The organism is Undibacterium sp. FT79W, from assembly GCF_014284215.1.
Taxonomy (GTDB): domain Bacteria; phylum Pseudomonadota; class Gammaproteobacteria; order Burkholderiales; family Burkholderiaceae_D; genus Undibacterium; species Undibacterium aquatile.
The window spans coordinates 390,961-416,383 of record NZ_JACOGB010000004.1 but is presented as its reverse complement, the minus strand read 5'-3'; the positions used below and the strand labels follow the sequence as shown (position 1 = coordinate 416,383).

At 48.4% G+C, this 25,423-nt stretch carries 27 protein-coding genes and 1 tRNA gene; 11 read left to right on the top strand and 17 right to left on the bottom strand.

The annotated features are described in order from the left end of the window. A complete protein-coding gene (gene trpC / locus H8K38_RS09575; protein WP_186884581.1) occupies positions 1-801 on the top strand; it encodes an indole-3-glycerol phosphate synthase TrpC in 801 nt (266 codons plus the stop codon). A 156-nt stretch (positions 802-957) separates the two neighbouring features. Here the strand turns inward: trpC and H8K38_RS09570 are convergent, their stop codons facing one another. The 5 genes from H8K38_RS09570 to H8K38_RS09550 all read right to left on the bottom strand — a co-directional run bounded on the left by H8K38_RS09570 (position 958) and on the right by H8K38_RS09550 (position 6,013). Next, positions 958-2,826, bottom strand: coding sequence for a M61 family metallopeptidase (locus H8K38_RS09570; protein WP_186884580.1), 1,869 nt, complete (start codon positions 2,824-2,826; stop codon positions 958-960). Between the two features lie 47 nt (positions 2,827-2,873). Next, entirely contained in the window at positions 2,874-3,326 is a 453-nt protein-coding gene (locus H8K38_RS09565) for a DUF3429 domain-containing protein (RefSeq protein ID WP_186884579.1), read from the bottom strand. A 125-nt stretch (positions 3,327-3,451) separates the two neighbouring features. After that, complete coding sequence (locus H8K38_RS09560) at positions 3,452-4,042, bottom strand: NTP transferase domain-containing protein (protein ID WP_186884578.1); 591 nt, start codon at positions 4,040-4,042, stop codon at positions 3,452-3,454. Between the two features lie 2 nt (positions 4,043-4,044). After that, entirely contained in the window at positions 4,045-4,770 is a 726-nt protein-coding gene (locus tag H8K38_RS09555; protein ID WP_186884577.1) for a DsbC family protein, read from the bottom strand. A gap of 49 nt (positions 4,771-4,819) precedes the next feature. Beyond that, positions 4,820-6,013, bottom strand: coding sequence for an FAD-dependent monooxygenase (locus H8K38_RS09550; protein ID WP_186884576.1), 1,194 nt, complete (start codon positions 6,011-6,013; stop codon positions 4,820-4,822). 155 nt (positions 6,014-6,168) lie between these two features. Here H8K38_RS09550 and H8K38_RS09545 point away from each other — a divergent pair. Beyond that, a tRNA-Phe gene (locus tag H8K38_RS09545) sits at positions 6,169-6,244 on the top strand. A 539-nt stretch (positions 6,245-6,783) separates the two neighbouring features. Here H8K38_RS09545 and H8K38_RS18435 read toward each other — a convergent pair. The 5 genes from H8K38_RS18435 to H8K38_RS09520 all read right to left on the bottom strand — a co-directional run bounded on the left by H8K38_RS18435 (position 6,784) and on the right by H8K38_RS09520 (position 9,856). Further along, positions 6,784-7,509, bottom strand: coding sequence for a DNA adenine methylase (locus tag H8K38_RS18435; RefSeq protein WP_186884575.1), 726 nt, complete (start codon positions 7,507-7,509; stop codon positions 6,784-6,786). Positions 7,510-7,609: 100 nt separating this feature from the next. Continuing rightward, complete coding sequence (locus tag H8K38_RS09535; RefSeq protein ID WP_186884574.1) at positions 7,610-8,128, bottom strand: phage minor head protein; 519 nt, start codon at positions 8,126-8,128, stop codon at positions 7,610-7,612. 2 nt (positions 8,129-8,130) lie between these two features. After that, positions 8,131-9,006, bottom strand: coding sequence for a DNA-binding protein (locus tag H8K38_RS09530; RefSeq protein ID WP_186884573.1), 876 nt, complete (start codon positions 9,004-9,006; stop codon positions 8,131-8,133). Continuing rightward, complete coding sequence (locus H8K38_RS09525; protein WP_255422884.1) at positions 9,003-9,491, bottom strand: hypothetical protein; 489 nt, start codon at positions 9,489-9,491, stop codon at positions 9,003-9,005. Before H8K38_RS09525 ends, H8K38_RS09530 begins: the two co-directional genes overlap by 4 nt. Before the next feature lie 59 nt (positions 9,492-9,550). After that, positions 9,551-9,856: a helix-turn-helix domain-containing protein gene (locus tag H8K38_RS09520; RefSeq protein WP_186884572.1), complete on the bottom strand. Its 306-nt coding sequence runs from the start codon at positions 9,854-9,856 to the stop codon at positions 9,551-9,553. 206 nt (positions 9,857-10,062) lie between these two features. On the opposite strand from H8K38_RS09520, the gene H8K38_RS09515 reads away from it, so the two are divergent. The 3 genes from H8K38_RS09515 (at position 10,063) to H8K38_RS09505 (ending at position 12,095) form a co-directional block, all read left to right on the top strand. Continuing rightward, positions 10,063-10,509 (top strand): hypothetical protein, encoded by a 447-nt coding sequence (locus tag H8K38_RS09515; protein ID WP_186884571.1) that lies wholly within the window; start codon positions 10,063-10,065, stop codon positions 10,507-10,509. A gap of 92 nt (positions 10,510-10,601) precedes the next feature. After that, on the top strand, positions 10,602-11,045 hold the full coding sequence (locus H8K38_RS09510) for a hypothetical protein (RefSeq protein ID WP_186884570.1): 444 nt from the start codon (positions 10,602-10,604) through the stop codon (positions 11,043-11,045). Positions 11,046-11,069: 24 nt separating this feature from the next. Further along, on the top strand, positions 11,070-12,095 hold the full coding sequence (locus H8K38_RS09505) for a DUF2971 domain-containing protein (RefSeq protein ID WP_186884569.1): 1,026 nt from the start codon (positions 11,070-11,072) through the stop codon (positions 12,093-12,095). 113 nt (positions 12,096-12,208) lie between these two features. On the opposite strand, the gene H8K38_RS09500 is transcribed toward H8K38_RS09505, so the two are convergent. Together H8K38_RS09500 and H8K38_RS09495 are read right to left on the bottom strand one after the other, a co-directional pair. Beyond that, on the bottom strand, positions 12,209-12,640 hold the full coding sequence (locus tag H8K38_RS09500) for a tyrosine-type recombinase/integrase (protein ID WP_186884568.1): 432 nt from the start codon (positions 12,638-12,640) through the stop codon (positions 12,209-12,211). A 173-nt stretch (positions 12,641-12,813) separates the two neighbouring features. Beyond that, a complete protein-coding gene (locus H8K38_RS09495) occupies positions 12,814-13,314 on the bottom strand; it encodes a GNAT family N-acetyltransferase (protein WP_186884567.1) in 501 nt (166 codons plus the stop codon). A gap of 531 nt (positions 13,315-13,845) precedes the next feature. On the opposite strand from H8K38_RS09495, the gene H8K38_RS09490 reads away from it, so the two are divergent. The 5 genes from H8K38_RS09490 (at position 13,846) to H8K38_RS09470 (ending at position 17,313) form a co-directional block, all read left to right on the top strand. Beyond that, positions 13,846-14,463, top strand: a complete 618-nt coding sequence (locus H8K38_RS09490) for a LemA family protein (RefSeq protein WP_186884566.1) — start codon at positions 13,846-13,848, stop codon at positions 14,461-14,463. Further along, complete coding sequence (locus H8K38_RS09485) at positions 14,460-15,326, top strand: YgcG family protein (RefSeq protein ID WP_186884565.1); 867 nt, start codon at positions 14,460-14,462, stop codon at positions 15,324-15,326. Before H8K38_RS09490 ends, H8K38_RS09485 begins: the two co-directional genes overlap by 4 nt. A 2-nt stretch (positions 15,327-15,328) precedes the next feature. Then, a complete protein-coding gene (locus H8K38_RS09480) occupies positions 15,329-15,826 on the top strand; it encodes a TPM domain-containing protein (protein WP_186884564.1) in 498 nt (165 codons plus the stop codon). 327 nt (positions 15,827-16,153) lie between these two features. Continuing rightward, a complete protein-coding gene (locus tag H8K38_RS09475) occupies positions 16,154-16,855 on the top strand; it encodes a pirin family protein (RefSeq protein WP_186884563.1) in 702 nt (233 codons plus the stop codon). 32 nt (positions 16,856-16,887) lie between these two features. Continuing rightward, positions 16,888-17,313 carry a DoxX family protein gene (locus tag H8K38_RS09470; protein WP_186884562.1) on the top strand — a complete coding sequence of 142 codons (426 nt, stop codon included), beginning with the start codon at positions 16,888-16,890 and terminating at the stop codon, positions 17,311-17,313. Positions 17,314-17,385: 72 nt separating this feature from the next. Here H8K38_RS09470 and H8K38_RS09465 read toward each other — a convergent pair whose 3' ends face one another. Then, positions 17,386-17,778: an OsmC family protein gene (locus H8K38_RS09465; protein ID WP_234030494.1), complete on the bottom strand. Its 393-nt coding sequence runs from the start codon at positions 17,776-17,778 to the stop codon at positions 17,386-17,388. A gap of 86 nt (positions 17,779-17,864) precedes the next feature. Next, on the bottom strand, positions 17,865-18,809 hold the full coding sequence (locus H8K38_RS09460) for a VTT domain-containing protein (RefSeq protein ID WP_222610811.1): 945 nt from the start codon (positions 18,807-18,809) through the stop codon (positions 17,865-17,867). 276 nt (positions 18,810-19,085) lie between these two features. Between H8K38_RS09460 and H8K38_RS09455 the strand changes: the two genes are divergently transcribed. Further along, a complete protein-coding gene (locus H8K38_RS09455) occupies positions 19,086-20,033 on the top strand; it encodes a LysR family transcriptional regulator (protein WP_186884561.1) in 948 nt (315 codons plus the stop codon). A gap of 13 nt (positions 20,034-20,046) precedes the next feature. Here the strand turns inward: H8K38_RS09455 and H8K38_RS09450 are convergent, their stop codons facing one another. The 3 genes from H8K38_RS09450 to H8K38_RS09440 all read right to left on the bottom strand — a co-directional run bounded on the left by H8K38_RS09450 (position 20,047) and on the right by H8K38_RS09440 (position 25,362). Beyond that, the gene (locus H8K38_RS09450) at positions 20,047-21,462 is read right to left on the bottom strand and encodes an MFS transporter (RefSeq protein WP_186884560.1); all 1,416 of its coding nucleotides are present in this window, start codon (positions 21,460-21,462) and stop codon (positions 20,047-20,049) included. A 370-nt stretch (positions 21,463-21,832) separates the two neighbouring features. Beyond that, positions 21,833-23,677, bottom strand: coding sequence for a long-chain fatty acid--CoA ligase (locus H8K38_RS09445; protein ID WP_186884559.1), 1,845 nt, complete (start codon positions 23,675-23,677; stop codon positions 21,833-21,835). Positions 23,678-24,090: 413 nt separating this feature from the next. Beyond that, positions 24,091-25,362, bottom strand: a complete 1,272-nt coding sequence (locus H8K38_RS09440; protein ID WP_186884558.1) for an O-acetylhomoserine aminocarboxypropyltransferase/cysteine synthase family protein — start codon at positions 25,360-25,362, stop codon at positions 24,091-24,093. Positions 25,363-25,423 lie beyond the last annotated feature (61 nt).

Below are 25,423 nucleotides of genomic sequence, written 5' to 3'. Positions count from 1 at the left end.
ATGTCAGACATACTTAACAACATCCTGGCAGTCAAAAAAGATGAGATTGCTGCAGCAAAAAAATATCAGTCGCTGATCAGTCTGCGAGACGAAGTCGAATCCGATAAAGAAGCACGCGCACAACTACGTGGTTTTGAATCCGCACTGCGCAGCAAAATTGCGGCGGGCAATCCTGCGGTGATTGCGGAAGTCAAAAAAGCCTCGCCCTCCAAAGGCATCATCCGGCCAAATTTTAATCCGGCAGACATCGCGAAAAGCTACGAGCAGCACGGGGCGGCCTGTTTATCGGTACTGACAGACGTGCAGTTTTTTCAGGGCGCACCGGAATATCTGCAACAGGCACGCAATGCCTGCGCATTACCGGCGTTGCGCAAAGATTTTATGATTGATCCGTATCAGGTGTATCAGGCCAGAAAATGGGGCGCTGATTGTATCTTGTTGATCGTTGCCGCACTCGATCATGGTCTGATGGCAGAACTCGAAGCCTGCGCGCATGAACTCGGTATGGACGTGCTGGTTGAAGTACACAATGGCGCAGAGCTGGATGCAGCACTCAAACTGAAAACCGCGCTGCTAGGTATTAACAACCGCAACCTGCGCACCTTTGATGTGACGCTGGAGACGACGCTGGGCTTACTGCCGAAACTGTCACCGGAAAAACTGGTGATCACGGAATCCGGCATCCTCAATCCTGACGACGTAAAACGAATGCGCGCTGCGGATGTGCATGGCTTCCTGGTCGGCGAAGCATTTATGCGGGCAGAAAATCCTGGTGCAGAGTTACAGAAATTATTTTTCTGAATCGATACACATCTGACGGCATGCCCTAATCAATCTGCGGCTTTCCAGGTATTTTCCTGCCAGAAGCCGCATGAATATTCAGAGATATCGTTACCAATAGAAAAAAGCCGTTAGCGTGATCTCTGCGCTAACGGCTTTTTTTATTCGATACTGATCTTACGATTTCATTGCTTTACGGTAGGCGGGCCTTGCCGTCGCTAACACGGCCTTGCTGTCACTCTCAATTTTGAAGCTCACTGCAGGCACATCATCCGCTTGCAATTTCGCTTTCACTACCAGCAACTCATCACGGCGGAACGCATGAATTTCCACTGTATCGCCGACGCGATAGCGGCCGATCGCCACCGCGAGGTTGTCGCCAACATCAGCAACACTCACACGCAAACCGTTAATCGCCACCAGAATATCGTTGGCGGATAAACCCGCCAGATGTGCGGCACGGCCTTCATACGCGTGAGCGATCTTGCAGCCATTGGCATCGCGTGCCACTTTCACGCCAAGACTGGCAGGCTTGTTGATATTACCTGCATCGAAGGTAATGCCGAAATCAGCAAACAACTGCGCCAGCGGCACATCATCAGTTCCGCGCACATGCTTATCGAGGAAGCGGCGCACATTCACGCCAGTCGCTTTTTCGATGATCGTTTCGATTTCGTCTTCGGCCAATCCCTGCTGTTTTCCCGCCGCAAAATTGGCATAGAAATCACGGCCATACTTTTGCCACAAAGCGCGCATCACATCATCGAGTGATTTTTTTCCACCAGTTGCGGTACGTATCGTCAGATCCAGACCCAGCCCGACCAGAGAGCCTTTGGTGTAATAGCTGACAATCGCATTCGGCGAATTTTCATCCTGACGATAATACTTCGTCCAGGCATCAAAGCTCGATTCGGCCACACTATGCTTAAGACGCCCGCTGCCGCGCTGGACGTTATTAACAGTCTGCGCCAGCAGTTTCAGATACGCTGCTTCATCAATCAAACCAGCGCGTACCAGCATCAGATCATCGTAATAACTCGTGAAACCTTCAAACAGCCACAACAGGCTGGTGTAGTTTTCCTGGCGCAAATCATAACTGGCAAATGCAGCAGGCTTAATGCGTTTGACATTCCACGTGTGGAAATACTCATGGCTGCACAAACCTAAAAAGCCGCGATAACCATCGCTCATCTCAGGCTGATGTTTTACCGGAATATCGGTACGGTTACAGATCAAGGCGGTTGAGGCACGATGTTCCAGGCCACCGTAACCTTCACCGACTACCATGGTCATGAACACATAGCGATCCATCGGCGCTTTTTTGGCACGCGGCTCAAAAAATGCGATCTGGCTTTCACAGATTTTTTTGACATCAGCGACCATGCGCTCCATGTCCATATTCGGTACTTTTCCGGTCACGACGAAATCATGTGGCACGCCGTGCGCTTCAAATGTCGCCAGTGCGAAATCGCCGCACTCAACCGGATGATCGACCAACTCATCGTAGTTCGCGGCAATATAAGTGCCGAAGCCATAACGCTTGGCTTTCAACTCAGGCAAAGAAGTGGCGACGCGCCAACTCTTACATGCGAGAGCATCGGCACGTTGAATATCAACAATGTGCGGTAAAAACTCTTGTCCGTGTACGCTCAGGAATACGCTAGTGCCGTTAAAAAAGGCATGTGACTGATCAAGATGCGCCGCGCGCACCGACAAATCCCATGCATACACGTCATAACTGATCAGCAGTTCAGTTTTGCACGGAGCTGCCTGCCAGGTATGTTTGTCGAGCTTTTTGAGAGTCACTTTTTTACCGGCGGCACTTGCTTTGATCTGCACAATATTTCGTGCAAACTCACGCACCATGTAACTGCCGGGTATCCAGGCCGGAAGGCTGACTATCTGCCCTTCAGGGTCGGGCTGACTGATGTGCAGCGTCACCTGATACAAGTGAGCGGCTAAATCTTTGGGGATGATCGAATAATGAATCGCGTTTTTGACGCTGTTGCGGCTTGTCTGACTTTGAGTTGCTTTTTGAGTGCTCATCGTTTTTGCCATGCTCAACGATCTTTCTATTTTAATTGTTAGAGATATTAGTTGCGCACATTCGCAGCGATGAAGGTGAATATCTGCGCCGTCACGACCACCTGGGTCAATTGCAAGCGCAAATGAATAAACCATTCAGGAACATCATAGCTTTGATAGAGTTTTTTATCGATTTTGTAGGCCGCGATAAAACCAATCACCTGCACTAAAAAACCGAGCAGCATATTACCCAGAGAACACCAGGCGATCACAGTAGGAATCACGCCCCAGATCAATGCCTTTCTGGTTTCATGATCATCCTTGCCGTTGGCCATAATGGTGATGCCCCAATGTACGCCACCGAGAAAAGATAAGATGGCAATGCCGTAAGCGAGCTGCGCTTTAATGAAATAACCCAACCATTCCGGATGCACCAGCCAGCATGCGAGCGTCAGCAGGATAAATGGAATCAAGCCTGCAAAACCAAGGCGGATAACGAGTTTCTGATTGAGATTATTCATAAAGTATCGCTGCTAATGTCGCAACGTCTGTTTTCTGTCAAATTGAAGAAAAACGCTATTCTAAGAGGAAATCAGAGACTTAGATATATCTGACCATCGCAGATGTATGAATAATGTTTCTTGGTTTATTGCGCAGATAAATCGGTGGGTAGATCAATATCCTGCAAAATTCCGGCGTCATCCACCAGAACCTCCCGCACAGGAAACTGCTGCAATAAGCCGCGTGCGCCGCGATCACCGCTCAGCGCCAATAATTCGGGGAGATATTTACCTGAGAAACCGACAGGATTACCACGCTGCCCCTGAAACACGGGCACCACAATATCCGCACCGTTTTCCAGCTCACGCAAGAGTGCGGCAATGGTAGCGCTCTTTACAAAAGGCATATCTGCGAGCGCAATAATCCAGCCTTTACTGCGTGCAGCGTGGCGCAGCCCACAGGTCAGTGACGCCGCCATGCCTTGATCAGCATCAGGGCAGATAACGACCTCATATAACTGATGCTGAAATTCCTGTAGCAACGCCCGATTGTCCGGCCGCACGACAACGACGACATGCTTCATCACAGAAGACAAATGCTGTGCCGCTGTCAGCGCAACCGGGTGTCCGTCAGGCAAAATTTGTTGCAGCTTATCTTCTACACCATGCGGATCAAAGCGTCGCCCGCGTCCGGCAGCAAGCAAAATGCCCGTCCAGCTCGCGGGAGAAAGCGTCATGCTTATTTTGCAGAGCTCAGGCTGGCCAACTTCTCTTCCAGGCCTTTTGCATCCATCGCACCGGGCACCCGCGAACCATCTGCAAAGAAAATGGCCGGTGTGCCGTTCACGCGTAATTTCTGTCCGAGCGCCAGTATTTTTTCGTTTGGCGTTGCGCAGTTTGAGGGAGCGGCAGATGGTGCTTTACCGTTCAGCATCCACTCATCCCATGCTTTATTGCGGTCAGCAGAGCACCAGACGTTTTTTGACTTGACCGTCGAATCTTCCGACAAAATGTTATACAAGAACGTGTAAACAGTAATGTTGTCCATGCCCGCCAGGGTTTTACGGAAACGTTTGCAGTATCCACAATTCGGATCTTCAAACACCGCGATCACACGCTTACCATCACCTTTGACCATTTTCAGCGCGGATTCCAGCGGCAAATCGGAGAACTTAATCTTACTCAGTTCATCCGTTCTGGCTTTGGTGTAATTCGTGCCGGATTTGGCATCGAGTACATTCCCAACAAATAAATACTGCGCTTTTTCATCGGTGTACAAAATATCCGAGCCGACACGCACTTCGAACAAACCGCTGTAAGGTGTCTTGATGACGGAATCCACCTTCACTCCCTGACCTAACTTTGGCTCTATCAGTTTTTTTACCGCAGATTCCTGTGCGGTCTGCGCGAAAACGACGCCAGTAAAGGTGAGTGACAAGAGCGCGATACATTGCTTCAGATTCATATTATTCCTTGTAATTCCGTGTGGTGGCCTTCGCCATAGTTAGCAATGCTTACTTACCCATTGCGTGGGAGATTAATTTGTTCTTTAAGACAGGCAGACGATTCAGTAAGTTCAATCCGACATTGCGTGCCAGACGCAAAGGAGCCAGATCAGAACCGAATAATCGAGCCAGTCCGTCGGTCGTGATCTGCATCAGCATCACGTCTTCTTTACGCGAACGACGGTAACGTTCCAGCAGTTTGGCATCGCCACAGTCACGATGATCTTCACGCGCTTTCATCAACGCCAGTAAACTCGTCACGTCACCAAAACCCAGATTCATGCCATGCCCGGCGAGCGGATGCACGGCATGCGCTGCATCGCCAATCAGCGCCACACGCTGTGCAATCATGCTGTGCGGACGTATTAATCGCAAGGGAAACGCCTTGATATCTTCTGGCAATACCGGCGTCAGATGACCCAGCGTATCCAGACAATATTCTTCCAACCGGCTGACCAGCGCAGACAATGGCTCACGCAGCAATGTCGCCGCCAATGCATCTGGTGCAGACCACACCAGCGACACCCGGTTTCCCGGCAAAGGCAACAAAGCAATAATGCCCTGCTCTTCGACAAACCACTGATGCGCAACACCATGGTGCGGAAGCTCGCATTCAAAATTAGTGACGACACCCTGTTGTCCGTAAGAGCGATAATCCAGACCGATATCGCACTGACCGCGCACCCACGATTGGGCACCGTCAGCGCCAACGATCAGACTTGCCTTGATCTGGCTGCCATCCTCAAGATTAATCTGCGCACCATGTTCATCTGCATGCAAACTCGCGGCAGCACCCTTGACTACCGATAAATTCTGCGCAAACTTCATTGCTGTATCGAGCGCGTGATTTAAATTTTTATCTTCAACGATCCAGGCCAGCTCTCCGGTACGGGCGCCGTATGCATCGAACGCGAGTTGACCATCGTCAACCGACTTGCCACCGCGTACATTCATTTCAGTGACAGCCGCGACACGCTGCAAATCCAGTGCATCCCATACTTTAAGTGAGGACAATAAATCATGCGCAATATGGTTCAGCGCGAATACCCGCACATCCCACTGTGCCGACATCGGCAAGGCAACGGCAGAACGACAAAGTACAGCCACCTTCAGACCCGCCTGCGCAAATCCCAGTGCAGCAGCTTTACCCACCGCGCCATTACCCACGATACAAATATCACAATGATGAATCTGAGCCGTCATATAAAAGACCTTCGCCATAGACAATGGCAGGCATTATACGGCACCGGAACCAGCACCCGGCTGAGGCACATCAATTCAGAGCTAGCCCCGGCCGGCAGCTTTTTTTCGCAAGGGACTTGCAAAGCGCCGAACACATCTCTATAATGCGTGGTCTTGGCCTGGTAGCTCAGTCGGTAGAGCAGAGGATTGAAAATCCTTGTGTCGGTGGTTCGATTCCGCCCCGGGCCACCAAGAAATATGTAATAAAAAGAAGGGCTTACAGAGATGTGAGCCCTTTTTACATTGTGCATAAGTTCTACAATTATGTCGCAAGTTCTACAATTATCAGATATTGTAACGTCGCAGCGAATTTGTCACCCATTCGCAAAACATTTGGCTCTACAAACTATGCAGATTTTGCAGATTAATTGTCACTGAAAAAAGAAAAGCCGCTTATCACGGCTTTTCTAATAACTCTGTTTAATCTGAGTTAAGTAGAAACTTTAAGTTTCCTGAGAGTTTTGTTGCTATCGATAGCGCAGGAAACCACCTCAATACTTGAAATTTCCACAAAATTAATATTCCTTTCTGACACAAGTACTATTACGTTTGGGTTATTCTGTATATTCCAATGCACCAACGATCCTCGCATTTCCTTTCCAGATTTCGTCGTTACTATGATTTCCTAAAAATAACCGCTAGCGTCTTTCTCTGCATAAAATCGCAATACTGATGCTATTGTATTCATAGGTTCTACCTTTATTTTCGGAGTTAAACTCTGTATAGATTCTCTAAAACAGGCTATCCATAATACTTGGTTCCCAGTTAATAATCACCAGTTCTTGGCTTGTTTGAGGTGTACCGTGGGCGTTAGATACACTGTATTTAATATCCAGCTCCATCATCGTTAAACCGTTAAATGCTTCCCTGATAGCTGGGTGGTCGTTGATGCTGACCATCACCTTGCCCTTGCATGTCCGCATGAATTCAGCCATTTGCTCATACTGTTCAAAGCCAAAGTTGACACCGTAGCCCTCAGTCTCCCAGTAAGGTGGATCGCAGTAGAAGAAGGTACCCACCGACACAGTGCCGTTTTTTAACGTCCCGCCTGCATCTTTTAATGTGACCGGACCACCCTGTGTGACCCGCAATGAACCTGGTAGGATTTTCCCACCGATATAAAGCTGATTGTCTGATGAAAAAACAGTAGTACGGGTTTCTGTGATATCAGATCCGGACTGTGCCAATGTCGTTTTACGTTGATTCATGCGTGAATCAATAATCGGCACTTCGATTTTTGCGCTAGGTACTAACTGTGTGAAAATAGTTGATGCATTAATGACATAGTCACCAACGCTCACTGCACTGGTTAATAACGCGGTTCCATAGTATCTGGCAGCATCAGCGACAATCGTAGAATAGATCTTTGTTGCCGTTAAATATGCCGTTTTGTCTGGCCCTCTGCGTGATGCTTCAAAGCCAATGTAATCGTTTGTCAGTGCATCGCTGATTGTCATCAGTATTTCAGCTTTTTTATATATACCTTCAGAATCTGTGAACGTGCGAATACGGGAAGTGACATCAGTCACACGTACAAACTGTTCATAGGTGTTGGCGCTAGTGTTCTTTCCAGAATGAATGATCTGGTGGAAGCGTTAAACCATCCCAGCTCTGATGCAGCGGTCGGGGATAAACCACGCTATCGCTATGCTTGTACTGCCAGTACGGCATGGCTTTTAACAGTTCAGGATCATTCAACTGCTGCCAGCGGCCAGCGGCGTAACTGGTGGACATGTTGGTTTGGTAGATTACTTTGGTCCGCCATGCTGTACGTGCTGCCGATTCTTCACCAGTCCAACCCGTCCAACCCGTCCAACCATGTTTGGCGACGATCTGCTTAAAGTCTTTTCTGAATGCTTCTATACCTGTACCGGATTCAATCGCCTTGGTGATTGCGCCTCGCAGATCAACCAGCAGATCAGCGCTTTGAGCACCGGCAACCATAAATGCCTTATCGTGCGCCTGGCGCATGATGTCATTCCATGCTTCTGTCGGCAAATTCAGTTTGCGTTTAAAAAAAGCCAATTGCTCTGCAAACGTCTTATTCCACGGCGGCAGCTCTTCGTAGACTGGCATGGCTACTGACCAGTTTTAACGTCAAACATGCCTGCCAGCTGCGCCAAAGCGAAGCCTTGCGCCATCACTGACTGCAGATCTTCCAACGGCAAACCACTATACGCAGCAAGCAGTTGATTTTGCAGCGTCGGCAGGTCTGGTGCCTCAGCGACCAGTTGCTGTACGTGGTCGACAACTTGCGACCAGGCATCATCGTTTTCTTGTTCAACTCGTTGTTGTAGTGGCACTTGTGGATTATCTTGCGCTTTTAACGCCACACGATTCACAGCGATTGCATTTGTTTTGACTGGTGTTTTCGTTGCTACCAACACCGGTTCATTGTTTTGTGCCGCTGGAATAGATACGAGTGATGCAGTCTTTTGGTACTCAACAAAGCGGGTCAGGCTACGGTCTGATGGCAAACCATCGTCGCTGGAGCGGCCACGGCCATCCCTGGCGAGTTTCAACATAGCGACCAGCTGTGGGCTGGCATCGCCATTACGAGCGATATCGATCAAATATTTTGCCGCCCGTTTTAACGGATAGCCAGTGCGCTGCATAACAGCGTTTAACGCATCAAGTACACCTTTACGTGCGTCTGCCGTTAAATTCTGTGCTTCGGTGTGTGCAAAACTGGATTGCGGTGCAACCACAGGCATATTTTGCGGGGTAATTGTCGCTGCAAACTGTTTCGTCGCGGCATGGCGAATCAATTCCATGACTTCAGCCGGTGGTGTGTATTCACGACGTAGACCATCACGGCCTGATACTTCTGTGTAGTTCCAGTTTTGGCGATCTGCGAGTGCAATGATGCTGACCTTTGAAGTCGGCAATCCTGGTAAAAGCATTGCCGCAAGTTCAGCAGCGGTGTACTGAGACTTGACGATAACGGTACTCATCTGTCGCTCCCAAACAAAGCAAGCTCAGGTTGAGATACCTTGATGACGTTGTTACGTTGATAGCCTAGTTCAGAGAGCGTTCTGGTTAAAACAGAAACTGTCTTTTCAACATCGTCACCATTCTGATAAAACCGAGCCAGTAAGGCGATTGCTTCTGCAAAATTGGCTTGTACTTCAGCCAGGTCAGTGACATTGGCTTTTTTTCCAGACGGGATGTCTATGACAATCTTGTTTCCGTGGGCGGTGCAAAGATACTCACTGATATAAGATGTACCGCAAAACGTCTCAAATTGGCGGATACGGTTTAACGGCATGGAGCTGTCTGACATCCAGCGATACAACAACTTGACATCAATCCCCATTAAATCTGCCAGCACTTTGGCTGGACGACGGTGGTTTTCTGTTGCGTAGTCCAGGCACAGTTCAATCGCATGACTGATACTTGTGGCCTTGATTGACTTCCATTTTCTTTTTCGCAACGACATTTTTTTACTCCACGAAATTCATCACTAGCGTTAAAAACAACTGCAAACTAAGATTCAGTTCAGGCAGCGCACTGCAACGGTTGGGATGAGTTAGGGGAGGAAAGCGTTAAAACTGGCGTAAAATTCCGTTTTGCGTAACGCTCAGGCCAGATTTCCTCTGGAGCTACGCCAATCGCAGCAGCGATGATGCGTTCTGCTTTGGGATAAGGGCGGTTCAGTGCTTCTTTAACGGTGCTTGCACCTAAGTTGCTCTGTAACGATAAGGCGCGTAATGACCAGCCCTTTTTATGCAGGGCGGCAACGATATCCGCACGATGCCAGTCTGTTGGTAGTGTGGATTTTTTTGGGGCTTGTGGTGTGCTCATGGCTTTTCCTTTTATGGGTAGTCAGTGAGCACATCTTAATAAGTGTTAAGTGTAAAGTCAAAGGTTAACACTTAATTCTTATAAAAGTTTTTCATTTCTCTATATATCGAAATCGTAAGTAATTGATTATTAAGCAAAATATCAACTTAACAGTTTTACCTTTAAGTGTTTTGTTTTGTTAACAGTTTTCTGAATGGAACCGTTAAGTGGAAAAACTATTGTCAGCCAGTGAAATATTGAAAATGAACATACCTGGCTTACCAAAAACTAAGCCTGCACTCCTAGCCAAAGCTGAGAGAGAGGAGTGGTATTGCGAAACCAAGATTGGCTTAGGGGGAGTCCGTAAGGTATTTAAGATTCCACTAGCTTATTTACCTGGCTATCAGCCAGATAAGACCGGGTCATCATTCCAGGCTCCATTCGCAGTCCACGCGGTGAGTAAAGTAGCTGGATCAATTATGGGCGGGGAGCAGATCAATACAGAGCGGCTGGCGTCTGCAATACGTGCTTTGGATGAATATTTGTTGGAAAACAACCTGACCATAGAAGACGCAGCCAGAAAGGCCGAGATAGTCACGTTTTTGTATAAATTTCTTGAGAAGAAAGTCGGCGCGGGGGAAATTACTGATTTGCTTCGCTTAGTAACGAAGTGAGGTATTGTATTTGTAACTATTTGTTAGTAAAACTCAAACTGTCTATGTGTTAATAGGATAACATTGTGTTCCTCTAAAGATGCAGAGGGCGCATGCAGTTTGAAGGTGATCACGATGATGTCCGTACCTTGAAGGGCTTGCTGTTAAAGGCTACAAGTAAAACAAAATCGCATTCGACAACCACCATCGTTCATATCGGGGCGGTGGTTCATCATCAGTCCGACGCGGCAAATGATCCCGTTTACTCCAAATCACGTCGGAAAAGCGCAATTTGCAACCATTCTGGCGACAATAAACGCGCAAAAACATACCGTTTATCACTAATTTTCATCATTTTTTGCATCTGGCTTTTTCTGGGCACTTTTCGCCTGATTTCCGCGCTGGCATTGAGTTTTGCCGATTTTATTAAAAGCCTCGCCCAAGGACAAAACACTCACTCCCCCACATTGCCTTTAATATTTGTAGGGCGAATCAAACCAAGCAGTCAATGCAAAATGATTTCAAATCTTCTGTTTGAATCACTATTCCAATGTTAAAAATTTCAAATCCGAGTTCAATCAATGAACGGCATGGAAATCCTAATAGACATAGATTCGAATCTGAATGACAACCAACCTCTTTACAGGATAGTTGATTTTTTTGCTGCGACCGATGTTATTTCAACCCAAAAGCTAAGATTCTCCCGGGCAGATACTTTCCAAGATCAAAATGAAGGGATCGATAGGCTGTTACGCCAAATTCAGTATGGCACTCGCTTTAGATGCGGGGGTATGGGATGGTCTGATATTGAATCAGCAAAACAAGCACATTTCTACACTCAAAAGAGTCATTTTATTAGCTGTTGGACGACAAATCCAGAGTCGGTCGCTATGTGGTCGCTTTACTCTCCAGATCACACGTCAGTTCGGTTGAAAACGAGTGTAGGAAAACTGCGTAAAACTTTACTAAATGTATTAAGTAAGAAATCGTTAATGCGCCTATTGGAAGTGGATATAGGAAAACGTATCGTTGTATGCGTCGGGGCTCGTATATCAAGTGTGGACTATGAGCCATTACACGACTTACTTTATAAAGTTACTCGACGAGCAAAAGCACATGACCGACTATTTGACCAATATACGCGCCGAAACCAAAAAATTCCTACGATTATTAGTAATCCAAGTCGCTTTTACGCACGGCAAGCTGAGCGAAAATTTAAAGCAATCAATTCAAACGCAACTTGTAATTTGAAAGATACGAGTTTTGAACATGAACATGAAGTCAGAGTTGTTCTTAAGTTCGGCGAAGAGGTTTGTACAGCGTCGGTTCTAGAACAACAACAATGGATAGATCCGGCACATGAATATCACTCACTTTTGAAAGAGCATATGAAATTTTGGGGATTAGTACGGCTCACGGACTTACCAAACTATGAGTTTGCTAATTGCACAAATGATTTTATCGAATCAATCTCTATTGATCCTCGATGCCCAAAATATAAACGTGAATTTATGGAGAACTGGTTTGCGAGCCAAAATGTTCATATCGATGAATCCCATTGCTTTGGTTATATCGCAAACGCGTTTACTGTATTTCCCGAGAAATAACTAGATTCGTCGTTTTTAAATTCACCCAAATATTGGTAGTAACATTGGCGAACTTCCTGATGCAATTTGACTAGTGTTTCGTTATTTAAAACACCGTTTGAAGTTCACAGTAATTATCTTTTAAGTGGTTTTACCAATTCCCCTTTACGGTCTCGTGTATATATTTTTGTAGTACTACGATTTTTATGTCCGAGCAGCCTCTGGGCATGTGCCAAATCTTCAATATCAGTGGCAGCTTTCGCTCTTAAGTCTCTGAATTGAAAATCCCCCCCCCCCGCAATCTCTCTGGCTTTATCAAAGCGAGAACGCAACGCAAAATAACTCAATCGCTGTCCGTCCAGGTCTTGCAATAACGACTTATTCACCTTGTCTCGTGGCTTCGCCAAAATCCGGTCGATTACTTCCGCAAGTTCACCCTCAATTGCGATGCGCAATTTTTTACCCGTTTTATTTTGGGTCAGGCTTAGACTTCCATCTGTGATATCTGTCACATTAAATTTCAGCACATCAGCCGGGCGCTGGCCGGTACACAATGCCAAGTCCATCGCATTTTGTACCGTAGGATGTGCACACGCCCATAAAGCAGCATGATCGTCGATAAAACTTAGATACCGACGAATTCCAAGTCCTGCATTCTCAACCTGAAATCTGCCTGCGTTTAATGAAAACTCTGATCTCCGATAGTTGCCGCCTGCAAATCAGGACGCCGGTTATACGCCTATTTCTTTCTATGCTTTGCGCCAAAGAATGAAATGCCTTCGGTAGTAAAGCGACCATCCAAGCACAGATCAGGAAAATCAGAAAAGGCTCGTTCGAGCAATCTGGAAGCGATGCCCTGACGACGATATGCAACGTCAATGTAGATGTTGTCGATCACATGACGGTTTTGGTGATTAAGTTTGAGTACCAGAACACCAACAGCAAATTCTTTATTCCCCTGAAATTGCGAAATTTTTTTTCCTGTCGGATGTAAATCGTCTGAAGCGATGCAAAGGTATCGGATGAAGTAATTATTTGTAGAGATAACAGTGTGCGCATCCTGAAACACCACTTTTTCGCTACCTAACACCGTATTGGCCAACGCGGTGTTAGGCATTGCCAGGCAATGAAGTACCGAGCTATCCGGGTTATATAACCGCTCCACAACCTGACTGACAATCGGGATGCGGCACGCAAGGCGCTTCTTGATACTGGAAATTTTTTCTTTTGACAACGTCATGCCTCTTTCAATAATTGAGGTCAGCAATTGTATTAACTTTCAATATTATTTCCTGTTTCAAAGTGTTAACAGGATGTAACTTTACATGTGCTGGCAAATGCCAATTTTGAAGGTATTCCCAAGGGTCATTTCTATCACTCAGGGTAGTACAAAAACAGGTTTTTAAAAGCTGCCTACGGCACTGGTCTTGTCACAATTCGGTATTTGCTTTTAGTGAAAACGAGGCGATCGAAAATACTTTCGTCGAGCGATGTCACTGAAAAATGGCAGCTTATTTAGTACGCAGATAAGTAAGAAACAGGCTGAAATCAGTCTTGCACAGCAAGATATTCCAATTAAACTTAACTAAGTTTCGTTAAAGTGAGTTAGTTGCAGTGAGGCGCGGTAGTTGGTCCGTAGCTTGGTGAGTAATACACTCACGGCAGTTCAATTACTAAACTATCTTTCCGTTACGATATCTTTTTTGATGCAGGTAACAGGCGCTTACGTTATTCTTAACGAATGATGATTCAACATTTATGGAGTACTTCTATGCGTAAATTATGGCAGGCCGTATCCATCATCCTGATCCTTTGTTTATCTGGCTGTGGCTACAATACGATACAGACTGAAGACGAGCAAATTAAGTCAGACTGGTCAGAAGTGTTAAACCAGTATCAGCGACGAGCAGATCTGGTGCCAAATCTGGTGAGCACGGTCAAAGGTTTTGCGGAACAAGAGAAAGACGTGCTGCTTGGTGTCACCAATGCCCGCGCGAAAGTTGGCAGCTTACAAGCAACGTCTGAACTGATCAATAATCCCGAAGCCTTTGCTAAATTTCAGAGTGCACAAGGCGAATTATCAGGTGCACTGTCAAAGTTACTGGTTGTTACTGAAAATTATCCGCAGTTGAAATCTGACGCCGGTTTCCGCGATTTGCAGGCGCAACTGGAAGGCACTGAGAATCGTATTGCTGTCGCCAGAAATCGCTACATTAAATCCGTGCAGGAATATAACGTCACCGTTCGTTCTTTCCCTTCCAATCTGACCGCGATGGTTTTTGGATATCAAGTAAAACCTAATTTCACTGTTGAAAACGAAAAAGCACTTGCAGTGCCGCCGAAAGTTGATTTCGGTACGCCGCAAGGGAATAACGGAAATCAGAAATGACTATTCTGAAAACGGCAAGAATGCTGATTCTTGCCGGTTCTTTATGCTGCTCATTTTTTGCTTCGGCAGAACTTGCCGTTCCTGCGCTGAGTCAGCATGTCACCGATCAAACAGGAACGCTCAACACAGAACAACAAAGCAGTCTGGAACAGACCTTGCAATCTTTCGAAGAAAAAAAAGGAAGCCAGATTGCAGTATTGATTATCGCCAGCACGGCACCGGAAACGATAGAGCAATATTCGCTGCGTGTTGCTGAACAATGGAAATTAGGTCGCAAGAAAATTGATGATGGCGCCATTCTGGTGATTGCCAAGAATGATCGCACTTTACGCATAGAAGTCGGATATGGTCTCGAAGGTGCGCTCAATGACGCGACCAGCAAACGCATCATCAGCGAAACGATCATTCCGCAATTCAAGCAGGATAACTACTTTGGCGGTATCTCCGCCGGAGTCAACCAGATGATCCAGGTCGTGAATGGTGAACCTCTGCCTGCAGTCAAACAGAGAAAGGCGACAAATGACGATGGTATTGGACAATATCTTCCTGTTCTGTTTATTTTCGCGATGGCCGCCGGCGGAATATTGCGTGCGATATTTGGCCGGCTTCCCGGCGCGATGATAACCGGCGCTGTTGTTGCAGGCTTAACCTGGATACTCGCTGGTGCGATCACGGTCGCTTTGATCGCCGGTATCATTGCGCTGATATTCACTCTGTTCAGCGGAAGTATCGGAGGACGTGGGGTTGGCACTTACCGTGGTGGCGGAGATCATGGTGGTTTTGGTGGCGGCGGCTTTGGAGGTGGCGGTTTCAGCGGAGGCGGAGGCAGCTTTGGCGGTGGCGGCGCGTCCGGACGGTGGTAATCATGAATCTGAGACGCTTAATCAAACATTTATCGATAAGCCGCTGGCAACTGCAGCGCTATTTCCCTGAAAAATCTCTGCAGGCGATTGAGCAGACAATTAGACTCAGCGAGACCCGGCATCTGGGCGAAATTCGTTTTGCCATCGAAGCCTCACTCGATGGCGCGCCGCTATTCAGGGATCAATCCTCCCGAGAACGTGCGATTAATCTGTTTTCCGAATTACGTATATGGGACACAGAACACAACAACGGTGTTCTGATCTATCTGCTGCTGGCCGACAAACGTGTCGAAATCATCGCAGACCGTGGAATCCACACGAAAACTGGTAACGCCGAATGGGAAAAAATCTGCCGTGATATGGAAAGCTACTTTCAACGAGCAGAATATGAGGCCGGTGTGATCGCCGGAATACAGGCTGTGACACAGCATCTGATACGGCACTACGCAACAGAACATAACACCCGCAATGAGTTACCGGATCAGCCTCTGCTGCTGTGAGCCAATACACGCATCTTTCGCCAATTGGCACAGACGGAACAACGTAGCGATAAAATTTAATACGTATTCTGTTTTCTTTTTTCATATTCCGGGATTCATCACGGGTATGCCCTGCCGGATGCAGCAATGATCTTGTTCAATCCAGAGCAAGATCAAAATTTCCCATATGCGGAAATAACATTGTTGCTATGACTCCATGAGTGTCATCAATATGCAATTCAAAGTGACTGGGCATTCAAATTTTTTAAATGATGTCGTCAAACGATACGCGGCATCAGGTCGCAGGAAAATGAAATAATCACTGCCATCAACAAGGAGAAACCTATCATGCTTACACTCAGAAAATCTCAAAGTCGTGGTCGTGCGGATCATGGATGGCTTAAAAGTAATCACTCATTTTCTTTCGCAGATTATTACGATCCTGATCATTCAGGCTGGGGCAATCTGCTGGTGATCAATGAAGACGTTATTGCTCCCGGCACTGGATTTGGCACTCATGGCCATCGCGACATGGAAATCATCAGCTATGTGTTATCCGGGCAACTCGCGCATCAGGACAGTATGGGTAACATCAAAGGCATTCCGCCAGGCGATGTGCAAAGAATGAGTGCAGGTACCGGCGTCAGACATAGTGAATTCAATCACGCAGAAGGTGAAACCACCCATTTTCTGCAGATATGGATTACGCCAAAACAAAAAGGAATCGCGCCGGGCTACGAGCAAAAAACGATTCCGGCAGCAAAAAAACGTGGCACTTTGTGTTTAGTTGCGTCCCCTGACGGCGCGCAGGATTCTGTTGCGATGAATGCGGATGCTGCGCTGTATTCCGGCTTGTTTGATGGCGATGAAAAAGCGGAACTGATCTTGAATCCTGCACGTAAAGCGTATGTGCATCTGATACGCGGAGAACTGGAAGTCAATGGTCAGCGCATCAGTGGCGGTGATGCTTTCAAAATTGAGAATGAAAGCAAAATTACCCTCACCAATGGCAAAGACGCTGAAGTATTAGTGTTTGATCTGACTGCCTGAACAAGCTGTTTCACTAAAGAATCGGAGTCACTATGTTTGATGCATTAAAAAATCCTTTAGCACTCGCTGGTCGCTTATTGCTGGCCTCGCTGTTTTTACCTGCGGGGATCGGTAAGCTCACGGGTTTTGCAGGCACCATCGCTTATATCAGTTCGGCAGGGTTGCCTATGCCTGCACTGGCTGCGGCAGCCGCGCTCATCGTTGAAATCTGCGGTGGCGCAGCATTGATTGCCGGTGCTGGCACACGCATTGCTGCCTTGGTACTTGCGCTGTTCACGCTGGTCGCATCATTTGTTTTTCACGCTTACTGGGCGGTTCCGGCTGATCAGCAATATGTCACGCAATTGCTGTTCTTTAAAAATATTGCGGTTGCTGGTGGCTTGCTGACACTGGCCGCGTGGGGTGCAGGTGCATGGAGTATTGATGCTCGTATGGCGACAAATTCTCGGCACCGTTAATCTCGGCAAATATAAAAAAAGGCGTCGTCCAGACGCCTTTTTTCTTTGCTACGCGCGATATCAGGAATCGCTTCAGATCAGCTCACTATCGATCTGAAACTGTCCACTCAGCGCTTTATGTATCGGGCACTTATTCGCAATACGCAGTAAATCTTCACGCGTTGTCTGATCCAGCTCGCCAAGCAATTGTATGCGCCGGATCAGGCGATAAATACCACCCGATTCTTCCCGGTCAATTTCCACATGTATGCCTGCAAGAGCATATCCCTTGCGCTTCGCATACAACTCCAGCGTCAGCGCGGTACATGCCCCGAGTGCGGAGTCAAGCAGCTCATGCGGCGAAGGATGTTGCCCTGATCCGCCAGATTTTTTATCGATATCAGAAATCCATTGCAAACCTTCAAATTCAATATTGCATGCAGTGCTGCCACTAGCGGCTTGCCAATCAACCGAAATCGTCATCATCAAACTCCTATTAAATTAAATGACAGGTAGAAAAATTATCCTGCCTCATCTGAATCACGTATGCCGATAGCCTGAGATATCAGACATTACGCGTGGCCGATTGTCTCTACCGGATACCCTGCATCGATCCAGGCGTCGATACCGCCATGTAAAACACTGGCGGCAATTCCACGCCGACTCAGTAAATACGCGGCTTTGAGTGCGGACGCATCATTCGGACACGAGCAATACGTAATAATTTTTGCGCTTGCCGGCCATGTATCGACAGGGGCAGTTTCTATGCCGCTTAATTCTATGTGTCTGGCACCTTGAATATGTGTGCGCTGCGCATCCGCTGCCAAGGAAACACGGACGTCAACAATCACCAACTCTTCACCACGCTCAAGCAGATCGGCCAGCTGAGCAGGCGCTACACGCGGCAAACTGGCAACCGAGCGTTTCACGCGCCAGCGCCGCCAGATACGTATTGCAATGTATAAAGCAACTCCACAAGCAACCAGCAACATGGCGGTATCGCCAAGCTGACTCAGGTAAGCCAACAGTTGCCCGACCTGATTGTGAAACAGTAAACCTCCTGCAATACCACTGCCTGCCCACAGCAGCGTGCCGGCAATATTAAATATCACAAATGATGACACCCGCATGCCCATTGCCCCTGCAAGCGGCGGTGTGAGAATCGACAGTCCCGGAACAAACTTGGCGACGACCAGAGTTGCGATACCACGGCGGGCAAAACTCAGCTCACTCTGACGTACGCAAGTATCGGGAGAAATTGAAATCCGGCACAGTAATGCCAATACGCGATGACCAAACCTGCGCCCGGCATAGAACCAGACAGAATCGGCAATCATTGATGCCAGCGTCGCCACTGCCAGCGCCTGAACCGCAAACACACCGTTATCCGCCGCCGCGACACCGGCTAACAACAGAAAAGGCAGGGCGGGAATAGGAACACCGAGTTGCTCGACCAGAACACCAAAAAACAGCGCCAGCAACCCATGCTGAGAAAAAAGAGAGGTGATATTTTCCATTGTGACCGACTTGAATGTTCCTGATAAAGCTGACTCCGCAGTCTACCATTTCAGTTTTGTTCTGGCGCGAACAAATAGCGAATCTCTGCGATCACACTGCGGCGATGTTTTCGCGTTGGCATTTTTTGAAAATGCCTGACGACCGTCTCTCATCAATATCGCCCATCAAGCAATGAGCAGCCTGATCCCACCTCCCCATCATGCCTGACAAACACACTGTTTCCACGGGTGAAATTTGATGTCATGATTCTGAATAAATGAACGAATAAATACACCATGAATACTCCCCGTGATGTCCTGACGCCAGCGGCACTGGCGATGTTGCAAGTCATCGCTGATACCGGCAGCTTTGCCGCGGCGGCGCGCGCCAGCAATATGGTGCCAAGTGCCCTGACCTATCGCGTGCGTCAGATCGAAGAAGCGCTCGATGTATTGCTGTTTGATCGCAGCTCCCGTCAGGCGCAATTAACGGCTGCAGGGATGGAATTACTACGCGAGGGAAACAGTCTGCTGGAAGAAATCGACGCCATCGCCAATCGTGTGAAACGCGTTGCTACTGGCTGGGAGCCACAATTCACCATCGCCGTTGATAGCATCATTGATCGCACAACCATCATGGAATTGTGTGAACAGTTCTTTCAGATGAATCCACCAACCCGGCTTAAACTAAGGGCGGAAACCTTATCCGGCACCTTGGAGGCGCTGACATCAGGACAAGCCGATCTGGCTATCGGTGTCGTGATGGACAGCAATACGAAAACCGGCTTACAACGCGAACACCTGGGTACTGTCGATTTTGCCTTCGCCGTCGCGCCACATCACCCGTTGGCAACCGCGACAGAACCCTTGTCTGACAAGGTGATACGCCAGTATCGTGCGGTTGCTATTGCCGACTCTGTCAAACAAGGAACCAGCATGTCGATAGGTTTGCTGACAGGGCAAGATGTGTTCACCGTTGCCGATATGTCCGCCAAACTGGAGGCGCAGGTGCGAGGACTGGGAGCAGGATTTTTACCGACCTGCCTTGCTAACCCATGCATAGACAGCGGAAAACTGGTCGTCAGAAAAGTGGAACGGGCGCAGCAGCAGATACAGTCAAGTTACGCGTGGCGTCAAAGCAGTAAAGCCATGCAAGGACGTGCGCTGCAATGGTGGCTGGATCAACTGCAAGCGCCAGTCACCCGCGCAGCATTACTGGGAGTGCGCCGACAGCGCCATCTCTGATGCGGCAAAGCTGCTACGACTCCTTATCTGCAACAACGCCCTTCGTGACGTTTTCACCGTCCTCATTTTTTAAGGTCCAGAAAAATATCGACGACAACATCGTGACCATACCTAATGTGAGGAAGGCGTGGTGTAACGCACTGGTTACCGCCAGTTGATCGCTCTGCGGAAGTGCGCCGAGATACCATGCTGCGACCAGTGAGCCGCAAGCCAGCCCAAAACTCAAGGCCATCTGCTGCAAAGAACTGCCTATTGTGCTGGCCATGCTGGAATCGACGGGCTCAATATCGGCATACGTCATCGAGTTGATACTGGAAAACTGGAGTGAGTTAAAAAATCCCTGCGCCAGACTCAGCGCCACAATCAATATCAACGGTGTGGAAGAGGAAACACGGGCAAACAAGCAGATCGTCACGCCTATCATGAACGTATTTGTAATCAAGATTTTGCGATAACCAAATTGACGCAGCAAATGCCGGGCGATCAGTTTCATACCCATCGCGGCTGCAGCCGCAGGCATCATCAGTAATCCGGATTGCCATGCAGGTAAGCCCAGCCCCAGCTGATACAACAAAGGTAGTAAAAACGGCAGCCCACCTATGCCTAAGCGCGTGACAAAACCACCGACAATAGACACCCGGAACGTGCGTATCTGAAACAGATTTAAGCGTAACAACGGATATGGCGTATGTTGCGAATGCCATCCATAAGCTGCCAGTAATATCAGCGAGATCACAAACAGAACTGACTCCGACGTAATATCAAGGCGGTGCTCACCAAAGATTTCCAGCAGCCATGACAACAAGGCGGTTCCGGTGCCGAATAAGACCAATCCAACCACGTCCAGCGGGCGCTCCTCATTCCCGTAATAATCCGGCATGTGGCGATACGCCAGCCACAGCGCAATGATGCCAACCGGCACATTGATAAAGAAAATCACACGCCACGACAACCAGTGCACAATCAGTCCACCAACGGTCGGCCCCAATAACGGGCCTATCAGTGCGGGGATGATCACAAAATTCATCGCAGTCAGTAATTCTGTTTTCGGGAAAGTACGGATAATCGCTAACCGGCCGACGGGCATCATCATGGCGGCTCCGATGCCCTGCAAAATGCGGGTTGCGACGAGCATAGGAACACTGACTGCCAGACCACTCAGAACCGAAGCGACGGTAAAAATTGCGACGGCAAAACCAAAAACCCGGCGTGTCCCAAAGCGATCTGCAATCCAGCCGCTGACAGGAATACCAACGGCCAGACTGAGAATATAACTGGTTACTGCAGCCTTCAAACTTAAAGGCGTCACCTGCAAACTCGCCGCCATAGAAGGAATCGCGGTATTCAGAATAGTCGCGTCGAGCTGTTCCATGAATAGAGCAATCGCGACGACCCATGGCAGATAAGATTTGACCTTGAGATCATTCATCGTAAGTGCGCTGACATTGTGAGAAAGTGAAAATACCTGGCATGACGTGAGGCGATTTGAAACAAGCTTGCCAGTGTAACCCTAAGACGGTAACGCGTCACGCTGCCGTATGCAGATGAATCAGTACGTCATCAGAATTTTTCTGCACGAAATATTCAGATCGCTGGATGCGCTACCTTACGATAAGGTCGCCATCACACCGAAATAGAAAAGCCTCTCCCCTGCACCGTTGATCGGGAACAATACAAAGACGGGAAAAACAAAATCGCGGAATGCAAAAGCATGCGCCGGAACAAGCAGGAATAACGAACACCAGTTTCTGCATTCTCTGAATAGACATTGCAGAAACCGGTGTCCGACGATGGTAAGTTTATTTTTTTCGTGGAGCGTAAATACGTGCCATGTCTTCTGCAAAGTGCTTTTGCAAATTCAGACGTTTCAACTTCAGCGTTGGTGTGATCAAGGTACTTTCTATCGTCCACGGCTCGGTCGATAAAATCACGCCTTTAGGCTGGGCGTAAAACGGAAAGCTGCTGGTCAGTTCACGCACACGCTTCAATACCACGTCAGTTGCAGCGGGGGATTTTAAATTGTTCAGATCCGTGGCATCCAACCCCAGCGTTTGCGCTAACTGCGCCCAGTAAGACTGACTCAGTACAACGACGCAACCGATGAAAGGCGCATTCTCACCAAAAGCGTACACCTGCTCAAATGCCGGATCGGTGGAAATTGCGATTTCCAGATCGACTGGCGCAATTTTTTCACCAGTAGATGTCACGATAATCTCTTTGACGCGGCCGAGTATGCGCACTCGACCATCAACGACTTCTGCCTGATCACCGGTACGCAGCCAGCCATCAATAAATGCTTTGGCAGTATCTTCTTCACGCTTCCAGTAACCGCGCATGACGTTAGGACCGCGCACCTGCAGCTCGGCGTTTTCACCTACCCTTACCTCAACACCTTCAAGAATTCGCCCGACGGTGGAAGGATTATTGTCGTCCGGTGCGTTGAATGCCACAACCGGCGCGGTTTCTGTCATGCCGTATCCCTGCACAATAGGAATTCCGAGGCCGAGGAAGCAACGCGAGATCGACGTGGAAAGTGCAGCTCCGCCACTCACTGCAACGCGCAGGCGACCACCAAACTGATTTTTCAATTTGCTGGCGACTACAGGCTCCAGCACACGCCAGACGATAGCATCGCCAAGACGTTGTAACGCACCATCTGATGATAAATGCTGCACGCGTGTAAAGCGTCGCCAGCCCACTGCGATCGCAGCATTAAACAAAAACGACTGTACTTTTGACTGCGCCAGCCTGGTCTGAATCACGCTGTACACACGCTCGTAAATCCTCGGCACAGAAATCAAAATTGTCGGCTTAATCGTGACCAACTCTTCAGGCAACTGTTTGACCGAATGCGAGAATGCAACACAGGCACCGGCCGCCACTGGCAGGTAATAACCGGCTGTACGCTCAAAGGTATGCGACAAAGGCAGGAACGACAGGAAGACATCGCTAATTACCGGCGCAACACGTGCAACCACGGCTTTCACATTCGACATGACATTATTGTGTGTCAGCATCACGCCCTTGGGCTTACCTGTGGTACCTGAGGTGTAAACCAAGGCGGCAAGATCATCCGCCGCAGCCTCGGCCAGCCCCTCAGCAGCATTCACACTCGCCGCAGCAGACAGCCATTCTTCGCTTGAAACGACAGGAACACCGGCGGGATAATCAGCCGCCGTCAGATTTTTTTCCAGCACCACGACCTGACGTAAAGCAGGCAGCGCAATCCCGGCATTGCCTATGTCTTTCCATTGTTGATCAGTTGTTGCGATCAGTACGGAAGCATCGCTGTCACCGATGATGTAAGCAATACTTTCAGGATTATCAAGCGCATGCATCGGAACTGGCACGCACGCCATCTGCAACGCCGCCTGATCGATGCACACCGCCTGCAAACCATTCGGCAACAAAATGGCGATACGCGCACCACGCTCCAGATTCAACAACGACAGCGCCCGCACGCAGCCCATCACGCGCTGATGGGTTTCTTCCCATGTGTAACTGATCCATTGACCATTTTGTTCATTAAACTGCCGATAAGCTTCTGCGGATGGCGTTTTCGCTACGCGCCATGTGAAAAGTTCAGCGAGGGTCTGGAGGTCTGTCAATGCGCGCTCTTGCAATGGTCTCTGTTGGTTTGACATGATTTTTAAGTTTTCGTTAAGCACCGCTCTGTGACGGTAGGCTGGTCGCCGGATGAGAATGCAGCTCAGACAACATGTTCAGGAAAATAATTTGCTTCTGGCAAGTACGAGGCTGCGTATGAACAAATGCGCCACTTGTGAAACATGCGGCATATGCGACGCATGCAATACCTGATTCACTCAGACAACATATGTTTATATTACTACTATGACAGCATATCGGCGCAGAACAGTCGGCTGAAAATAGCACATCCGTGCGGAATTCAGGGCAAACGAATTATAGGACGCCATCAGGCCGGGGCATTGACTTGGGTCATTGACAGAATGAGCAAAAAATTGCTATTCCTTACTGCGGATGAAAATCGGCGAGATGCGCCCTGACTCAAAGCCTGCGATCAGGGCGGCATATCATGTTATGAAGCGGCTAATGCCTGTTCGAGATCAGCGATCAGATCGTCGATATGTTCAATACCTATCGACAAGCGCACGGTGTCTTCGGTCACGCCTGCTTTGGCGAGTTCTTCCGGATTTAATTGCCGGTGCGTCGTCGTCGCAGGATGGCATGCGAGAGATTTAGCGTCGCCGATATTTACTAAACGAGTGAAGAGTTGCAAGGCATCCTGAAAGCGCCCGCCAGCTTCACGTCCACCTTGCAGACCAAAAGTCAGTATTCCTGATGGCTTACCGCCCAGATATTTCTGCGCCAGCGCATGATCTTTATGATCTGGCAGACCAGCATAATTCACCCACTTCACTTTCGCGTGCTGTTGCAGATATTCGGCAATCTTGCGTGTATTGTGGGTAATGCGATCCAGTCTTAACGCCAGCGTTTCTATGCCCTGCAAAATCAGGAATGCATTGAACGGCGACAAGGCAGCGCCCGTATTACGCAATGGCACCACGCGCGCACGGCCTATGTAGGCGGCAGGGCCTAAAGCTTCGGTATAAACGACACCGTGATATGAGACATCAGGCTCATTCAGACGTTTAAACCGTTGCTTGTGTTCTGCCCACGGAAACTTGCCGGAATCAACGATGATGCCGCCTATCGTCGTGCCATGTCCACCCAGGTATTTAGTCAGCGAATGCACCACGATATCGGCACCAAACTCAATCGGCCGCAACAGATAAGGCGATGGCACTGTGTTATCGACAATCAGCGGCACGCCATGTCTGTGCGCAACGGCAGCAATCGCTTCGATATCGGTGATATTGCCCAGCGGATTACCAATCGATTCAACAAATACTGCTTTGGTTTTATCATCAATCAGCTTGGCAAACGACTCAGGGTCACGATAATCCGCGAAGCGAGTTTCTATGCCGAATTGTGGCAAGGTATGCGCAAACAGATTATAGGTACCGCCATATAACGTCGATGCCGAAACGATGTTGTCGCCAGCCTCAGCAATCGTCTGTATCGCATACGTGATAGCGGCTTGCCCGGATGCCAATGCCAGTCCAGCAATGCCGCCTTCAAGTGCAGCAACGCGCTTTTCCAGCACATCATTGGTCGGATTCATAATCCGTGAATAAATATTCCCCTGCACCTTCAGATCAAATAAATCTGCGCCATGCTGGGTGTTATCGAAAGCATAGGCAACGGTCTGATAAATCGGTACCGCAACTGCACGTGTCGTCGGGTCTGGCGAATAACCGCCGTGAACAGCAATAGTTTCCAGTTTCATTGATGCTTTCCTGTCGTTTGAGATGGTTTGAAATGGTTTGAAAAAAGCTGTGATGATCATA

Excerpts from the sequence above, each read along its gene's own strand:
- trpC (WP_186884581.1), top strand. The coding sequence starts at position 1 with ATGTCAGACATACTTAACAACATCCTGGCAGTCAAAAAAGATGAGATT.
- H8K38_RS09570 (WP_186884580.1), bottom strand. The coding sequence starts at position 2,826 with ATGAGCACTCAAAAAGCAACTCAAAGTCAGACAAGCCGCAACAGCGTC.
- H8K38_RS09565 (WP_186884579.1), bottom strand. The coding sequence starts at position 3,326 with ATGAATAATCTCAATCAGAAACTCGTTATCCGCCTTGGTTTTGCAGGC.
- H8K38_RS09560 (WP_186884578.1), bottom strand. The coding sequence starts at position 4,042 with ATGACGCTTTCTCCCGCGAGCTGGACGGGCATTTTGCTTGCTGCCGGA.
- H8K38_RS09555 (WP_186884577.1), bottom strand. The coding sequence starts at position 4,770 with ATGAATCTGAAGCAATGTATCGCGCTCTTGTCACTCACCTTTACTGGC.
- H8K38_RS09550 (WP_186884576.1), bottom strand. The coding sequence starts at position 6,013 with ATGACGGCTCAGATTCATCATTGTGATATTTGTATCGTGGGTAATGGC.
- H8K38_RS18435 (WP_186884575.1), bottom strand. The coding sequence starts at position 7,509 with ATGACAATCAGCGATGCACTGACAAACGATTACATTGGCTTTGAAGCA.
- H8K38_RS09535 (WP_186884574.1), bottom strand. The coding sequence starts at position 8,128 with ATGCCAGTCTACGAAGAGCTGCCGCCGTGGAATAAGACGTTTGCAGAG.
- H8K38_RS09530 (WP_186884573.1), bottom strand. The coding sequence starts at position 9,006 with ATGAGTACCGTTATCGTCAAGTCTCAGTACACCGCTGCTGAACTTGCG.
- H8K38_RS09525 (WP_255422884.1), bottom strand. The coding sequence starts at position 9,491 with ATGTCGTTGCGAAAAAGAAAATGGAAGTCAATCAAGGCCACAAGTATC.
- H8K38_RS09520 (WP_186884572.1), bottom strand. The coding sequence starts at position 9,856 with ATGAGCACACCACAAGCCCCAAAAAAATCCACACTACCAACAGACTGG.
- H8K38_RS09510 (WP_186884570.1), top strand. The coding sequence starts at position 10,602 with ATGCAGTTTGAAGGTGATCACGATGATGTCCGTACCTTGAAGGGCTTG.
- H8K38_RS09505 (WP_186884569.1), top strand. The coding sequence starts at position 11,070 with ATGAACGGCATGGAAATCCTAATAGACATAGATTCGAATCTGAATGAC.
- H8K38_RS09500 (WP_186884568.1), bottom strand. The coding sequence starts at position 12,640 with ATGGACTTGGCATTGTGTACCGGCCAGCGCCCGGCTGATGTGCTGAAA.
- H8K38_RS09495 (WP_186884567.1), bottom strand. The coding sequence starts at position 13,314 with ATGACGTTGTCAAAAGAAAAAATTTCCAGTATCAAGAAGCGCCTTGCG.
- H8K38_RS09490 (WP_186884566.1), top strand. The coding sequence starts at position 13,846 with ATGCGTAAATTATGGCAGGCCGTATCCATCATCCTGATCCTTTGTTTA.
- H8K38_RS09485 (WP_186884565.1), top strand. The coding sequence starts at position 14,460 with ATGACTATTCTGAAAACGGCAAGAATGCTGATTCTTGCCGGTTCTTTA.
- H8K38_RS09480 (WP_186884564.1), top strand. The coding sequence starts at position 15,329 with ATGAATCTGAGACGCTTAATCAAACATTTATCGATAAGCCGCTGGCAA.
- H8K38_RS09475 (WP_186884563.1), top strand. The coding sequence starts at position 16,154 with ATGCTTACACTCAGAAAATCTCAAAGTCGTGGTCGTGCGGATCATGGA.
- H8K38_RS09470 (WP_186884562.1), top strand. The coding sequence starts at position 16,888 with ATGTTTGATGCATTAAAAAATCCTTTAGCACTCGCTGGTCGCTTATTG.
- H8K38_RS09465 (WP_234030494.1), bottom strand. The coding sequence starts at position 17,778 with ATGATGACGATTTCGGTTGATTGGCAAGCCGCTAGTGGCAGCACTGCA.
- H8K38_RS09460 (WP_222610811.1), bottom strand. The coding sequence starts at position 18,809 with ATGGAAAATATCACCTCTCTTTTTTCTCAGCATGGGTTGCTGGCGCTG.
- H8K38_RS09455 (WP_186884561.1), top strand. The coding sequence starts at position 19,086 with ATGAATACTCCCCGTGATGTCCTGACGCCAGCGGCACTGGCGATGTTG.
- H8K38_RS09450 (WP_186884560.1), bottom strand. The coding sequence starts at position 21,462 with ATGAATGATCTCAAGGTCAAATCTTATCTGCCATGGGTCGTCGCGATT.
- H8K38_RS09445 (WP_186884559.1), bottom strand. The coding sequence starts at position 23,677 with ATGTCAAACCAACAGAGACCATTGCAAGAGCGCGCATTGACAGACCTC.
- H8K38_RS09440 (WP_186884558.1), bottom strand. The coding sequence starts at position 25,362 with ATGAAACTGGAAACTATTGCTGTTCACGGCGGTTATTCGCCAGACCCG.